Raw genomic sequence first — 14,739 nt, 5'->3', positions numbered from 1 at the left:
CATCCGCGCCGAGCTCGCCTCGCTCGGCATAGAGCCGCCGTGCGAGGACGGCTTCGCCGGGGGGCTTTCCGACGACCACGATTCGGAAGTCGAGCGCGCCCTCGGCGTGCTCGAGCGCACGCCCCCGCGCGCCAAGAAGGTGCGCGCGGCCGCTTACCGAAGGCTCATGCAGAAGGGGTTCGGCGCCGCGGTCTCGACCGCCGCGGCGCGGATATGGCACGAAGGACGCGACCTCTGAGGGCCGCCGCCCGACGATTCAGGCGGCCCGATCGGCCCGATATTTCAGAATATTTCTTGTCCGCGCTTTCACAAACGGCGCTCAAGCTCTATCATAGACGCAAGCTTGAGTGAAACGTATCCGACAGGGTACTTCTTATAGACAAATTCATACGATGCAACCCGTATCGCGTGCGTTCGCTCATGCCCGGTTATGCCGGGATTTTTTATGCCTATGAACTGAACTGAGACACTGCGGGAACCGAAAACGAAAGGGGGAGGCCATGCCCGAGATTTTATGGCTCATCGTCGGCGCCGTCGTCGGCGTCGGCGCCGGCTTTGTCATCACGCGCTACATCGCCAACGCGTCCACCAAGCGTGCGGCGCAGGAGGCGGAATCCGTTGTGGCGGATGCGAAGCGACAGGCCGAGACGCTGCGCCGCGAAGCGATCGTGGAAGCCAAGGACGAGGCCCTCAAGCTGAAGCAGGAGGCTCAGGCCGAGAGCAAGGAGCGCCTGCGCGAGGCGCGGGCTGCGGAGAACCGCGTATCCCAGCGCGAGGAGTCGCTCGACCGGCGCGTGGAGTCGCTCGATGCGCGCGAGCATCAGATTTCGTCGCTGCAAGGCCAGCTCGAGCGCCGCGAGCGCGATTTGAACGCGGCCGAGCGCGAGGTGACCAGCCGCCTGGAGCGTGCGGCCGGCATGACGCCCGAAGAGGCGAAGGCCGAGCTGCTGGACACGCTCAAAGACGAGGTGACCCACGAGTCGGCGGCCATCATCCGCGACGCCGAGGCCCGGGCCAAGGCCGAGGCGGACAAAAAGGCCCGCTCCATCTTGAGCCTGGCCATTCAGCGCGTGGCGGCCGATCACGCCGCCGAGACCACCGTGTCGGCCATCCATATCCCCTCGGACGACCTGAAGGGACGCATCATCGGCCGGGAGGGGCGCAACATCCGCTCCTTCGAGCAGCTGACGGGCACGAACCTCATCATCGATGACACGCCGGAGTGCGTGACCATCTCGTGCTTCGATCCGGTGCGCCGCGAGATAGGCCGTGTGACCATGGAGAACCTCGTGGCCGACGGGCGCATTCACCCGGCGCGCATCGAGGAGATGTTCGGCAAGGCGGAGGCGCTTGTGAACCAGCGCGTGCAGGAGGCGGGCGAACAGGCCGCCTTCGACACGGGCATCCACGATCTGCATCCGGAGCTTGTGCGCACGCTGGGGCGCCTGCGCTACCGCACCTCCTACGGCCAAAACGTCTTGAACCACTCGCTCGAGGTGGCGTACCTCTCGGGTGTCATGGCTGCCGAGCTGGGGCTTGATCCTGTGCCCGCGAAGCGCGCCGGCCTTTTGCACGACCTGGGGAAGGCGGTCGACCACGAGGTGGAGGGCAGCCATGCTGTCATCGGGGCCGATCTGGCGCGTCGCTTCGGCGAGAAGGCCGACATCGTGCACGCTGTGGAGGCCCATCACAACGACGTTGAACCCGCAAGCGTTTTGGCCGTGCTCGTTCAGGCCGCCGACGCCGTGTCCGCCGCGCGTCCCGGCGCACGCAAGGAGACGCTCGACGCCTACGTGAAGCGCCTCGAGAAGCTTGAGGAGATAGCAGGCTCCTACAAAGGGGTCGAACGCACCTACGCCATCCAAGCCGGCCGCGAGGTGCGCGTGATGGTGGAGCCCGACACGGTGGACGAGGCGGCCACCACGGTGCTCGCCCACGACATCGCGCAGCGCATCGAGAACGAGATGCAGTACCCCGGCCAGGTCAAGGTCGTGGTCATCCGCGAGAGCCGCGCGGTCGGCATCGCGAAGTAGGCGGGCCCTCGCATGGCCGACGCCTCGCTTGAGGGTTTCGTGGAGCGCGTGTGCGGCGAGAGCCGTCTTCGGGTCGAAGCCGACCTCGGAGACGGCTTCGTCCGCCTGAGGAGCGCGGAGGCCGAACGGCGTCAGGCGGCGCACGACATCCGCTCGACCGAGGACATCGTCATCGAGATGCTGCGCAACGCGCGCGACGCGCAGGCGGGAAACGTGTTTTTGGCCGTCACGCGCGACGACCGCACGCGACGGATCGTCATGGTGGACGACGGCGACGGCATCCCTCCGGCTATGCACGAGCGCATATTCGAGCCGCGCGTGACCTCGAAACTCGACACCATGCGCATGGACAAGTGGGGGGTGCACGGTCGCGGAATGGCCCTGTACTCCATCGCGGTGAACGCGACCGAGGCCCGCGTCGTCACCTCCGATGCGGGCAAAGGCTCGGCGTTTCTGGTCGAGACCGACCTGGACTCTTTGGGAGAGAAGGCCGATCAGTCGAGCTTCCCCTCGTTCGAACGTTCGGAGTCGGGAAGCGTCGCGGTGCGCGGTCCCAAGAACATCCTGCGGACGGTCTGCGAGTTCGCCATCGAAAGCCGCGCGACGTGCTCGGTCTACCTCGGATCGGCCACCGACGTGGCGGCCACGCTCTACGCCTTCGGGCTGTCGTCGGTGACTGCCGCCGAGCGCGCCTTCTGCACGGATCCCGAGCAGCTTGCCGTCTGCAGGCGCCTGTCGGTCTGCGCCGACCCAGCCTCCTTCGCGACTCAGGCAGCCGCTCTCGGCCTCGAGCTGTCGGAGCGGAGCGCCCGGCGCATCATGGACGGCGAGATCGCGCCCCTCGCACCCATCTTAAGCCGCATTCGGATAGAGGGGGACGAGCGCCCCGAGGCGGCGCGGCCTGCGCCGCGCGCGACCAAGCACTCCCGCTTCGACGCGCGCGGACTCAGGATAGACGACGCCGACCTCGAGGAGTTCTCGCGGAGGGTGGGGGAGGCGTTCGCCGAATTGGCGCGCGCCTATTACCTGGAACCCGACGTGGCCCCCGAGGTGCGCGTTTCCAAAGACGGCGTCCGCGTGTTCGTCCCTGTCGTCAAAACGCGCTAGGATTGCCACCCGGCCCCTTCACGACATCTGCATAGAGGCTGGTTGCGCGCCATAGTGCGAATGGGTAGAATGATGGGGCACCTGGGTGCGGTCCATGGACGCACAGGCGTCGAAGCAAACGCACATGCAACGAAACACGAAAAAGGACATGCATGCCCACAACTGAGCACACTTCGGACATCGGCTGCCTGAAGGTATCGTCAAAATCCTCCCCGGCTTCCGTGGCGGGCGCCATCGCCGGCATGGTGAAAGACGGCGTCTGCGTGGAGATACAGGCCGTCGGCGCGGGTGCGGTGAACCAGGCTGTCAAGGCCATCGCCATCTCGCGCGGCTTCCTGTCTCCCATAGGCATCGAAATAGCCTGCGTGCCGTCGTTCGCGGACATCGTCATCGACGGCGAGTACCGCACGGCCATCCGGTTCACGATAGATCCCCGCTACCTGCGCGGCGTCAGCGTCTCCGAATCCGCCGGCCGCATCGCTCCGACCGACCGCTAGAGAACGCAGAGGACCATGCACACCCCTTTCACGAACATGACGTTTTGCATCCGCACGTTCGGATGCCAGATGAACAAGCACGACTCCGAACGCATCGCCGGCATGCTGGAGGGCCTGGGGGCCCTGCCGGTCGAGACGATAGAGGACGCCGACGTTGTGGCGTTCATGACCTGCTGCGTGCGCGAGGCGGCCGACACGCGCCTGTACGGCCAGGTGGCTTCGCTCAAAAACGTGCCCCTGCGCGCGGGTTCGCCCCTTTCGAAGCGCATCGTGGCTGTGGGCGGCTGCATCGGGCAGCGCGACGGGGAGAAGCTCGTCGAGGAGCTGAGGCACCTTGACGTGGTGTTCGGCACCCACAACCTGGCCTCCCTGCCGCGTTTGCTGGAGGCGGCCATTGCGGAGGGCGGGCATCAGGTGGAGGTGCTCGACGCCGCCTCGTCTTTTCCCACCGAGCTTCCCACGGCGCGCGAGCATCATTGGGCGGCGTGGCTGCCCATCACCATCGGCTGCAACAACTTCTGCTCCTACTGCATCGTGCCCTATGTGCGCGGCCGCGAGAAATCGAGGCCGCTTGAGGACATCGTCGCGGAGGCCGAGCGTTATGTGGCGGCCGGCGTGAAGGAGATCACGCTTTTGGGCCAGAACGTGAACTCTTACGGGCGCGATCTGTACGGGGCCCCGCGCTTCGCCGCTGTCCTCGACGCCTTGGACGCCACGGGCATCGAGCGTTTGCGGTTCGCCACAAGCCACCCGAAGGACCTCACCGACGAGGTGATAGGGAAGTTCGGCACGCTGCGCTCGCTCATGCCGGCGCTGCACCTGCCTGTTCAGTCGGGTTCCGACACGGTGCTGGCCGCTATGAACCGCCGCTACACGCGCGCGCACTACCTGGGGCTTGTGCGGAAGCTGCGCGAGGCGTGTCCGGATGTCGCGCTGTCCACCGACGTCATCGTGGGCTTTCCCGGTGAGACGGCCAAGGACTTCGAGGACACGTGCCGCTTGATCGACGAAGTGGGCTACCATCAGGTGTTCACGTTCATCTACTCCAAGCGCGAGGGCACGCCGGCTGCCTCCATGGAGGATCAGACTCCGCACGAGGTGGTCCAGAGCCGGTTCGACCGCCTGGTCGACATGGTGCAGAAGCGTGCGTTCGAGGCGAACCAGCGCGACAAGGGGTCCATCGTCGACGTGCTGGTGGAGGGCGCCTCGAAGCGCGACGCCCTGCTGCTGTCCGGCAAAAGCCCCAAGAACCAGACTGTGCACGCCCCCCTTCCCGCCGGACGATCGGCCGAGGAGCTGGCGGGCAGCATCGTGCGCGTGCGGGTGGACGAGGCGAAGACCTGGTACCTTTCCGGCGAGGTTGTGGATGGTGCTTGAGCTGGGCTCGCCTGTCATCTGCGTCGTGGGGCCCACGGCTTCGGGGAAGACCGAGCTTGCGCAGGCCCTTGCCCTGAGGCTTGGGGGAGAGGTGGTGAGCGCCGACTCCATGCAGATCTACCGGGGCATGGACATCGGCACCGGCAAGCTTCCCGTCGATGAGCGCAAAGTGCCCCATCACGGGTTCGACCTGGTCGATCCCGGCGAGCCGTTTTCGGCGGCTTTGTTCCAGGCGTTTGCGAGGGAGCGGTTTCGCGAGATAGACGCGCGCGGGGCGCGCTGCATCCTGTGCGGAGGGACCGGCTTCTACGTGCGCGCCGCCATCGACGGCTACGAGTTTCCCAAAGGCGACCAGGTTGGCAACCCGGTGCGGGAGCGCTACGAGCGTCTCGCCAAGGACGAGGGCGTCGAAGCGCTCTGGCGCCTGCTTGACGCGCGCGACCCGGCGAGCGCGGCCCTCATCCCGCCAGCCGACGTGAAGCGCGTGATCCGCGCGTTCGAGCTGTTGGAGGACGGGGGGTCCTACGCCGCGCAGCGCGCACGGCTTGCGTCGATCCCCCAGGCGGTCCCCGCAGCGTTCGTGGGGCTGGCGGTTGATCCCGACGTGCTGCGGGCGCGCATCGACGCGCGAGTGGACGCCATGGTGGAGGCCGGATTGGTGGGGGAGGTGCGGGGGCTGCTTGCGCAGGGTTTCCGAGAGGGGGTCACCGCGCCGCAGGCCATCGGCTACAAGGAGATCGCGGACGCGATCGAGGGGCGATCGACGCTCGCTGAGGCCGTCGATCGCGTCAAGGTGGCCACGCGGCGCTACGCGAAGAGGCAGCGCACCTGGTTTCGCAAGGATAGGCGCATCCGGTGGGTGGATGCGAACGACGGCGACGTGGAGGCGCTTGTCGAGCGAGCCCTGGATGCGCTCGGAGAACCTGCGCGATGCTGATTGCGCACGCGCTTTACGGGAAAGGATCGCCTTATGTCCGAATTTGAATCCGCCATCTCGCGCGGCGCGGCCGCTTTGTCCGAGCAGCGCAGGGAGCGCGCGGTGCTCGTGGGCGTCGAACGTCCGGGGGCGAAATGGCCGCTCGCTTCCTCCTTGGCCGAGCTTGAGCGCTTGGCGGACACCGCCGGTGCCGACGTGGTGGCGACAACGTCCCAGCGGCTTGAGGCGCCCAACCCCAAAACCTTCATCGGAACCGGCAAGGCGGAGGAGGTGGCCGAGCTTGCGCGCGCTCACGCCGCCGACCTCGTGGTGTTCGACGACGAGCTCACCCCGTCGCAGCAGGCGAACCTCGAGAAGACGGTGGGCAAGGACGTGAAGGTCATCGACCGCACGGCGCTCATCCTGGACATCTTCGCGCTGCACGCCACCAGTCGCGAGGGGCGGCTGCAGGTGCGGCTCGCCCAAAACGAGTACCTGCTGCCGCGCTTGCGCGGCATGTGGGCGCACCTTGCCTCCAACCGCATGGGCGGCGGCGTGGGGTCGCGCTTCGGCGAAGGTGAGAGCCAGCTGGAGGTGGACCGTCGCATGGTGCGCAAGCGCATCACGTCCATCAAGCGCGAGCTCAAGCACCTGGCTGAGGTGCGCGCCGTGCAGCGCGAGAGTCGCTACGAAAGCGGCATGTTCAAAGTGGCGCTGGCCGGCTACACGAACGCCGGCAAGTCGAGCCTGCTCAATCGTCTGACCGGGGCCGACGTCCTGGCCTACGATAAGCTGTTCGCCACGCTCGACTCCACCACGCGCAGGTTCGAGCTGCCCGAAGGACGCGAGATAACCATAACCGATACGGTCGGTTTCATCCAGAAGCTGCCCACCACGCTTGTGGAGGCGTTCAAGTCCACGCTCGACGAGATCACAGGTGCCGATCTTGTGCTGCACGTGGTGGATGCGTCGTCTGAGGAGCGTGAGGCCCAGATAGCCGCTGTCGAGGACGTGCTCGAGCAGATTGGTGCCCAGGACCTGCGCCGCGTGCTCGTGTTCAACAAATGCGATCTGGTCAGCGCCGAGGATGCGGGCGCCATCGAGTCGCGTCATGCTCAGGCGCAAATCGTGTCGGCGGCCACAGGGGAGGGCATAGAGGCTCTCGTCGATCACATCGCGCGCATCGCCTCGGCGCACGACGAGCGCCTCGAGGTTCTTGTTCCGTACGAGCGCGGCGACCTTGTGTCGGTGGCGCACGAGCGCTGCCGTATCCTATCCGAGGCACACGAAGAGGGCGGGACGCGTATCACCATGCTGGCTTCGCCCTCCTACGCCGGGATGTTCCGTCGGTTTGCAGTTGGGGGCGAATAGGCGAAACGCTCTTCCCTGCGCGCCGCCCTCCGCTCTGCCTCGATGGCGGAGGGCGGCGCTGCGCTTCAGGCACCTCCGTCCCGTATGGGTGCGCGGATCGCGAGCGCCTAAAGGGCGGGCGCGCAGACCCTACAGGCGGCGAAACACCGCCACCACCTTGCCCGCGATGGAGCAATCGGTTGTGATGATGGGATCCATGGAGGAGTTCTCGGGCTGCAGGCGGATGTGGTCGCTTTCCTTGTAGAAGCGCTTGACCGTGGCGCCGTCGTCGATAATGGCCACCACGATGTCGCCGTTGTTGGCGACAGGCTGCTCCTTGACCACGACGTAGTCGCCGTCGTTGATGCCCGCCTCTATCATGCTCTCACCGCGCACCGACAGCAGGAAAGAGGGGGAGTCGCCCACGATGTCGGTAGGAAGCGACAGCGTGTCGGTGATGTTCTCCTCGGCCAGGATGGGAGTGCCAGCGGCAACGTTGCCGACGAGCGGAACGTTCACGATCTTGCCGAAGCTGGGCTGCACGATGTTCGACGCCGCAGAGGCGTCCTCGAGCGGATAGGTGAGGGCGATGGAGCGCGACTTGAGCGGGTCGCGCTTGATGAGGCCCTTCTCCTCAAGGGCTTTGAGGTGGACGTGCACAGTGGAGGGGGAGGAGAGCCCCAGGCTTTGGCAGACCTCGCGCACCGTCGGGCCGTACCCTTTCTCCCGGATGCACTCTTCGATGCAGTCGAGCACGGCTCGCTGGCGTTTCGTCACTTTTCCCGTCATGGCCCTTCCTTTCCTCGGGTCGTACATATGTTCAATTTTTCTATTGACATGAACCTATGTTCGCTCTATTATATACGCGAACATAGGTTCTACGCAAGGCCAAGGAGGCAAAAAATGAGGAATTTCGATCTGCGGTGCCCTGTGGACGGCACGTCGGCGCTGGATCCGGGGCTTACGCACGGGCTCGCTCCGAAGGGGATCGTCATCGATTTCCCCACGAACGCCTGCGGGCGAAAGAGGCTTGAGGGCGCCGCGACGCCGACGTCTGGGAGGCGTCTGTCGAGCGAAACCCTCCAGAGCCTGGCTTATGGCACCGCGCGCGGCAAGGCTTTCGACCGTGTTCCCGTCAGCCAAGCCGTTGTGACTGGCTTCGCGTTTGTTGCCCTGGCGATGGCGAGCGCAGTCTTCGGGCTGTAGGCGGCGGCGTCAAGGCGCGTGTCGGTGGGTTTTTCTTGCAGGGAAGCGGCATTTCGATTGAGGCACTATATCTGGTATGTTAGGCTTGGCCTACGTCAACCGAAGGAGCTGTCCTCTATGCGTTGCCCTGCTTGCGGAAACACCGAATCCAAGGTGGTCGATTCCCGCCCGTCGGAAGACGGTACGGCCATCCGCCGCCGACGCGAGTGCCTGGATTGCGGCCGGCGCTTCACCACGTACGAGCGTTTGGGGGACAACCCCTTGCTCGTGACCAAAGCGGATGGATCATCTGAGGCGTATGATCGTCAAAAGCTCATGCGCGGCCTGCTGATGGCCTGTGCGAAGCGGCCCATATCACCCGATCAGATCGCTTCGCTCATCGACAGCATAGAAACCGAGCTGCGCAACGCTTCGAAAAGCGAGATCCGCTCGAAGGAGCTGGGGGACATGGCGCTGGTGCGCCTGGCGAAGCTCGACGACGTCGCCTATGTGAGGTTCGCCAGCGTCTACAAGGATTTCCAAAACGTGGAGGAGTTCGCCTCCGCGCTCGAGGGGTTGCGCTGACATGGATGAGATCAAGATACCTGCGGTTCGAACGGATAACGGCCTGCCCATGCCCTCCTACGCTTACGAGGGCGACGCGGGGATCGATCTTCGGGCGACCGAGGACTGCGTGCTGGGGCCGCTTGAGAGGAAGCTCGTCCCATGCGGCGTTGCGGTGGCCATCCCTCCCGGCTACGCCGGACTCGTGCTGCCGCGCAGCGGGCTGGCCGCCAAGCATGGCGTGTCCTTGGTGAACGCCCCCGGCTTGATAGATTCCAACTACCGAGGCGAGATCAAGGCCATTCTCCTCAACACCGATCCCGACAACGCCTTCGAGGTGAGGCGGGGGGACCGCGTGGCGCAGCTTGTCGTGGTGAAGGTTCCCCGCATGACGCTTGAGGAGGTTGAGGATCTTTCTTCAACGGAGCGCGGTGCCGGTGGGTTTGGGAGCAGCGGTGTCAGCCTCTGAGCGAGGAGAGGCTTTCACGTTTCTCCCCTTTTGAAACGTATTGCATTAGAGTAACTCTAATTAGAGTTACTCTAATGCAATGATAGGAGAGTGGGCAATGCCTGACGAGAAGTCGACAGACGAAGGCGCCTGTGCGCCGGAGGGCGGCGCGTGGCTGGGCATCAAGGATGTTTCGGACATGACGGGTATCTCCGCGTTCACGATCCGCTATTACGACAAGTGCGGGTTCTTTCCGAATCTGGCGCGGGCCAAGCGCGGAGTCCGGCGTTTCTCGCGCGACGACGTGGAGCAGCTTCATCTCGTTGACGCTTTGAGGAAAAGCGGGCTGTCCATCGAGGGCATCCAGTACTTCGTGAGGCTTCAGAAGAGGGGTTCCGCCACGCGCGGCGAGCGCCTCTCCATCGTCAAGTCGCAGGAAACCGTTCTGGAGTACCATATCGCCGAATTGCAGGTGTGCTTGGACCGCCTCCGCTTTGCAGGCGCCAAGTTGGCCGAAAACGAAAGGCCTCGGGCATGAGAGGTTGTCAAAACGTCGTTTTCGACGACCTAGGAGTCGCGGAAGGGCAAAACAGGCCCTTAGAACGGCTCTCAGAGCCTCGTTTGTAAAACCCCAGTTCAAATGCATGATATTGAGCACCAGTGAAGGACATGAGATGACTGATCGCAAACAAGAGACGCCCGAGCCGCCTCCGGCTCCCGAAACGCGCCAATCCGGAGGCGGCGATCCGGGCGAACCCCGTCCGAACGGGCGGAACCTTGGAGAGGCCAAGTCCGCCCAGACGCTCGTTGCGCTTGCAAGCGTGTTCGGCCCGGTGTCGCTTTTCATAGGAGGCGTGTTTCTGTCGACGGCCGGCTTGATTTGCGCGATCATCGCGTACAGGAAGCTGGGCGCGCTTGCGAAGACCTCGGCCGAGACGCTTTCGGCCACAACGCGGCTGAAGCGGTCGAGCATCGTTGCCATGGCGGTGTGCGCCATAGCCGTCGTGCTCAACGCGGTGTCGGTTTACCTGCTGCTGCCCGAGCTCGTAGCGATGCTTGAAAGCGGCGACTACGCAACCCTGGCGAACCTCGGCGGCGCAGCGACGGGAGCCAGCTCGACATGGGGATGACGCCTCAAAGCGCCAATCGAAGCATTTTATTGATAACATATCTTATGTAAAGTCGAATTGAGGGACCGCTGATGCCCGAGAGCGGTCCTGCGCGCCCCCTTTCGGACTGACGCAAACCTTGCTTTCCGCGTTTTGCGAGCGAAGCGCATTGACGCTGTTTTTGCTCCGGACGCATCGCGCGCGACTCGATGCCTCTCTTGGTTAGAGTTACTCTAACCTTCCGTCGTCCTACGCATGGGCCGAGGCGTCTTTTACGATTCGATGGACAACTCCGCAAAAAAGCCGGCTTCGAAAAACCGGCCTTTTTGCGAAGAAGATATCTCGCTCCGAATTATTTATATGCGTCAATCTCGCTTTTCGTCCACTCGACCAACGCTGCCGACTCCTTGTCTTCCGTTGCTGCGTATTTCCCGGCAATCTTGCCAAAGACCAGCGCCTGGATAAGGCCATTGCCGCTCATATAGGCTGCTCCACCGCGCGAAGAGAACCCTTCGGTGCAACCACCTGCCGCGTAAAGACCTTTGATGATGCTTTTATCGGGGCGCAGCACATGGCCGGCAACATCGGTTGCCATACCGCCCTGCGTGTGACGAATCTCGCCGGTTATTTTCACCGCATAATAGGGACCATCGAAGTTTTCAGGAAGATGCGAGCGATTGAACTTGTCCTCGCCCTTCATTATGCCTTCCTGATACTCGTTGATCGTCTTCTCGAGCGTTGCCGCATCGGCCCCAATGGCAGCTGCGAGTTCGGCTGGGTTTTCCCCTTTCATGACGATGCCGGCTTCTTCCCAGCTGGCGTACTTGGCGCTCTTTTCTATTTGGGCATTGGTGAAGCAAAGGTAAGCAATATGGTCGGTTTGGGCGATCACGTGCGGAGAAAGCTCCGAATAGCCACCGTATTCGCTCATGAAGCGGTTGCCCTCCTGGTTCACGATAATGCCGCCATTGTTGGCAACGCCCTGCTCAAGGGTAGAGCCGTTGTCCACGCCATGAAACGCATGCCCCTGATACGCGCCCATGTTCTGAAGCTCGGCCCCAAGCTCTTCGGCCCAAAGGATACCCTCCCCTGTTGCTCCCGGCGCAACCATGGGAAACGCGTTCACCGCTTCGGGGCAGTATTGGGCAAGCATTTCAGGATTGTTCGCAAAACCGCTTGACGCCAAAACGGTGTTTTTGGCAAGCATGGCCTTGTTTTCCCCATATGCACCCACTACTGATTCATCCTCATCGTCAAGGACGAGGCCGAGAATCTCGCAGTCGAGCATTTGCGTGATGCTCGGCTGCGAAGCCATGCTGGCAACGAGGGCGTCCATTAGACCCTGGCCGCCGTTATCGGTCGTATGCATGCGATAAGCCGTCTGGCCATAGTACAAAGTTTCGTCAAGCGTCCAAACGGCTCCGTGAGCCTCGGTCCACTCCACGATGTCTTTCGACTGTTCGCAAACCGTGTACACCAAATCGGGACGGACGCTGTAATTGCTCGGACGCATGATGTCCATGGCGCAGGCCCCGATGCTGTCGCTTTTGCCTTTCTCCACCTGCTGCTTCGTGCCGACGGCCGGGATCTTGCCGCTTGAAAGCATGGTCGCTCCGCCCAGCACGCTCACCTTCTCGCAAAGGACGACCTGCACCCCCTGTTCGGCTGCGCTGAGCGCCGCGCAAACGCCCGCGCCGCCGCCACCGACCACCAGCACGTCGGTTTCAATCTGCTCCATGTCCGTGACTTCGTTCTTGAACTTGGCGTACTTGAAGGCGGAGGAATCCGGCGAGCCGGCGGAATTGGTTTCACCGCTTGATGGCGAGCATGCCGAAAGCGCTCCCGCCGAAGCGATTGCGGCCGAACCGAGCGCAAACCCCTTGAGCACGTCCCTGCGCGTAAGATTTCCCATAGTTTCCTCCTTTGCCCTTGGATGTGGAACGCTGAGCGCCCGCACCGTTCGTCCAGTGCCGCATGCCCAACCATCCACCTGTTCAGCTGCACATTACGGCCGACAAAGGACCATGAAAAGAAACTCTTTTGCCCGATCTCACGCCAACTTCGGTTTTACATCACGATATAACCCCATTTCACGTTGCTAACATACGAATAATTCCTATTAAACTAATAGAGTTTTAGCGTTGCGATCCCTTGGGATTTCCCTATACTTGACGTACGGAGGATAGTCGCGGAAGCATCTGCTAAGGTCAAGAAAGGTTTTCTTCCGCGAAATCAAGGAGGGCGCCTGATGGCAAAATTCCGCATGGACCCCGATAAGAAACGTTATTTCTGCACGCTCTGCCTAACGGGCAATATAGCCCAAGCGGCCGAAAAACTTCACCTTTCGCGGCAAGCGCTGTCAAAAAGTATGCGCACTCTGGAAAAAGAACTGCAAGCGCAGCTTTTCATCCGAGGCAGAAGGGGCGTCAAGTTGACCCCGGCAGGGCGCGTTCTTCTGCGCTATCTTCGCGAGGAGGACAGACTTTGGGATGCCTGTCGGGCGGACATCCGCAAGGCGAGTAAAACGATGCCGGAGCGCATCCGCATCGGATTGCTGAGCATGTATGTCGGATACGATCAAAAACGCGCCTTCCTCTCGAGTTTCAAAGAGGATTCTCATATTGAAGTCGATGTGATAGATGGAGATCATGACGCTTTCTGGAACGCCATAGCGCAAAGGGAGATGGACTTCGCATTCACCATTCGGCCGCCGGCCGATTTCGAGCTTCCGGCTATCAAGCTCTGCGATGACACGCTCTCCGTTTTGCTTGGCGAGGACAATCCCCTCGCCCGGAAGAAACTGATTGATTTCAAGATTGATCTACGTGGCAAGACCATCATCCAGACAAGCCCCTATAAAGGAAGGCTTTACGAGAAAACGTTTCGCGATCACGGCATAAGGCAGGAGGCGCTTTTGCACGACAAGAACCTCATGCTTGCCAGGGTGTCGACGAGCGAGGACTTGTTTATCATTCAGACCCAATACGCCAAAGCTCTGGTCACCGACCATGTCTGCATTCGCCCGCTTGTCAACGCGCCAATCGAGATGGACTCGATGTTCGTGTTTCATCCCGATCTAAGCCAAACAGCGCGTACCGTCGCCAAGAAGCTCCTTTCCCCGTACGGCAAAGAGCTTGAGCTAGAGTCTCTTCTTTCACGAGGTTGAGCTTGAAGCAGCAGGTGGACTGACGCCGCATTGAGCACGGCGGCTATCGCGCGCATCGTCATGGCGACGATGCGCGACCGTCTTATCCGAGCTGTGGCCGAAGTCGTCTTGCCGAGGTTTTCGTAAGCGCTCCCAGCTTTCTGCACGTTGTCGTATGCCCATCTTGCACTACAAGAGACGTCGCTTCTCGTTTTCGTGGACGCGTATCTCGAAACAGGGTATCCTGATCAAAGGCACACGGTTCCCAAGGAGGAAGCCTTCGATGGTTGTGAAGCGTGCGGTACCCTTTTTGCTGGCGGGAGCGTTGGCGCTCGCGGGCATTTTGCCGGCTACGGGCTGCGGGCCCAGCGCCGAGGAGACGATAACGGGCGAAGCGGTCGAGAGCTTGGAGGCCGTCAAAACGCAGCGCCCCGAGCTCATGGACGCGCTGGGCGCCGATCCGGCCTTGGAGGGGCTTGGAGCGATCGGCGTCGACGCGAGGGCTTTCCTCTCGTCTTACCTGGCAGGGTTCGACTACCGGATTGAGGATGTGTCCGCCGAGGGCGATGAGGCGACGGTCACCATCGTTTTGACCTGCAAGAGCATGAAGGCGTTCAACGAGGAGCTGGACCGGTTCGCAGAGGGCCTCGCATCGGACGAATCGGTGCCGAACATGACCCAGGAGGAGCTGAACGGGCTGGTCGCTCAAGCGGCGATCGAGACGATGGAGGCGCTTTCGCCTGCAGAAACCGCCCCCATCGCATTGTCTTTCAAGCGCGAGGAGGGCCTGTGGAAGCCCGCTGCGGGCTCGGAGGCGGCCCTGACCGGCGCGCTCCTCGGCACCTGACGCCCCTTCCCTTCGCGGTGCCTTCGAGGATACCGTTCGGTAACCGACGCCCCCGATCCCTGGCGTCGTTTGGGCGCAGGCGGTATGCTGGCCTCGGCAGGCCCACGATGCGAAGGAGGAACCATGGGATACGCGATTTCCCTTCTGTGCTTCGCGGGCGT

15 protein-coding genes and 1 pseudogene are annotated in these 14,739 nt (G+C 62.8%); 14 read left to right on the top strand and 2 right to left on the bottom strand.

The window, feature by feature from the left end:
- The 7 genes and pseudogenes from ACWKY3_RS10685 to hflX form a co-directional block, all read left to right on the top strand.
- Positions 1-238, top strand: a pseudogene (locus ACWKY3_RS10685) (regulatory protein RecX); the annotation flags it as partial.
- 262 nt (positions 239-500) lie between these two features.
- Positions 501-2,033: a ribonuclease Y gene (gene rny / locus ACWKY3_RS10680; protein WP_449316392.1), complete on the top strand. Its 1,533-nt coding sequence runs from the start codon at positions 501-503 to the stop codon at positions 2,031-2,033.
- Positions 2,034-2,045: 12 nt separating this feature from the next.
- Entirely contained in the window at positions 2,046-3,140 is a 1,095-nt protein-coding gene (locus tag ACWKY3_RS10675; protein WP_449316391.1) for an ATP-binding protein, read from the top strand.
- A 152-nt stretch (positions 3,141-3,292) separates the two neighbouring features.
- A complete protein-coding gene (locus ACWKY3_RS10670) occupies positions 3,293-3,637 on the top strand; it encodes a stage V sporulation protein S (RefSeq protein WP_449316390.1) in 345 nt (114 codons plus the stop codon).
- 15 nt (positions 3,638-3,652) lie between these two features.
- Complete coding sequence (gene miaB / locus ACWKY3_RS10665; protein WP_449316389.1) at positions 3,653-5,014, top strand: tRNA (N6-isopentenyl adenosine(37)-C2)-methylthiotransferase MiaB; 1,362 nt, start codon at positions 3,653-3,655, stop codon at positions 5,012-5,014.
- A complete protein-coding gene (gene miaA, locus ACWKY3_RS10660; protein WP_449316388.1) occupies positions 5,004-5,951 on the top strand; it encodes a tRNA (adenosine(37)-N6)-dimethylallyltransferase MiaA in 948 nt (315 codons plus the stop codon). Before miaB ends, miaA begins: the two co-directional genes overlap by 11 nt.
- A gap of 33 nt (positions 5,952-5,984) precedes the next feature.
- The gene (hflX, locus tag ACWKY3_RS10655) at positions 5,985-7,301 is read left to right on the top strand and encodes a GTPase HflX (RefSeq protein WP_449316387.1); all 1,317 of its coding nucleotides are present in this window, start codon (positions 5,985-5,987) and stop codon (positions 7,299-7,301) included.
- 129 nt (positions 7,302-7,430) lie between these two features.
- Here hflX and lexA read toward each other — a convergent pair whose 3' ends face one another.
- Positions 7,431-8,069 carry a transcriptional repressor LexA gene (gene lexA, locus ACWKY3_RS10650; protein ID WP_449316386.1) on the bottom strand — a complete coding sequence of 213 codons (639 nt, stop codon included), beginning with the start codon at positions 8,067-8,069 and terminating at the stop codon, positions 7,431-7,433.
- Positions 8,070-8,183: 114 nt separating this feature from the next.
- Here lexA and ACWKY3_RS10645 point away from each other — a divergent pair, with 114 nt between their 5' ends.
- From ACWKY3_RS10645 to ACWKY3_RS10625, 5 genes are all read left to right on the top strand, one after another.
- Positions 8,184-8,486, top strand: a complete 303-nt coding sequence (locus ACWKY3_RS10645; protein ID WP_449316385.1) for a hypothetical protein — start codon at positions 8,184-8,186, stop codon at positions 8,484-8,486.
- A gap of 117 nt (positions 8,487-8,603) precedes the next feature.
- Entirely contained in the window at positions 8,604-9,050 is a 447-nt protein-coding gene (gene nrdR, locus ACWKY3_RS10640) for a transcriptional regulator NrdR (protein WP_449316384.1), read from the top strand.
- 1 nt (position 9,051) lies between these two features.
- The gene (dut, locus tag ACWKY3_RS10635) at positions 9,052-9,498 is read left to right on the top strand and encodes a dUTP diphosphatase (protein WP_449316383.1); all 447 of its coding nucleotides are present in this window, start codon (positions 9,052-9,054) and stop codon (positions 9,496-9,498) included.
- A gap of 97 nt (positions 9,499-9,595) precedes the next feature.
- Complete coding sequence (locus ACWKY3_RS10630; protein WP_449316382.1) at positions 9,596-10,015, top strand: MerR family transcriptional regulator; 420 nt, start codon at positions 9,596-9,598, stop codon at positions 10,013-10,015.
- Positions 10,016-10,151: 136 nt separating this feature from the next.
- Positions 10,152-10,607, top strand: a complete 456-nt coding sequence (locus ACWKY3_RS10625) for a hypothetical protein (RefSeq protein WP_449316381.1) — start codon at positions 10,152-10,154, stop codon at positions 10,605-10,607.
- A gap of 331 nt (positions 10,608-10,938) precedes the next feature.
- On the opposite strand, the gene ACWKY3_RS10620 is transcribed toward ACWKY3_RS10625, so the two are convergent.
- Complete coding sequence (locus tag ACWKY3_RS10620; RefSeq protein ID WP_449316380.1) at positions 10,939-12,498, bottom strand: FAD-dependent oxidoreductase; 1,560 nt, start codon at positions 12,496-12,498, stop codon at positions 10,939-10,941.
- Between the two features lie 336 nt (positions 12,499-12,834).
- Between ACWKY3_RS10620 and ACWKY3_RS10615 the strand changes: the two genes are divergently transcribed.
- Both ACWKY3_RS10615 and ACWKY3_RS10610 read left to right on the top strand, forming a co-directional pair.
- Positions 12,835-13,752, top strand: coding sequence for a LysR family transcriptional regulator (locus ACWKY3_RS10615; RefSeq protein ID WP_449316379.1), 918 nt, complete (start codon positions 12,835-12,837; stop codon positions 13,750-13,752).
- A 262-nt stretch (positions 13,753-14,014) separates the two neighbouring features.
- Positions 14,015-14,578: a hypothetical protein gene (locus ACWKY3_RS10610; RefSeq protein ID WP_449316378.1), complete on the top strand. Its 564-nt coding sequence runs from the start codon at positions 14,015-14,017 to the stop codon at positions 14,576-14,578.
- Positions 14,579-14,739 lie beyond the last annotated feature (161 nt).

The sequence above is a fragment of the Rubneribacter sp. genome (assembly GCF_965361815.1).
This window is presented reverse-complemented; position numbering and strand designations above follow the sequence as displayed.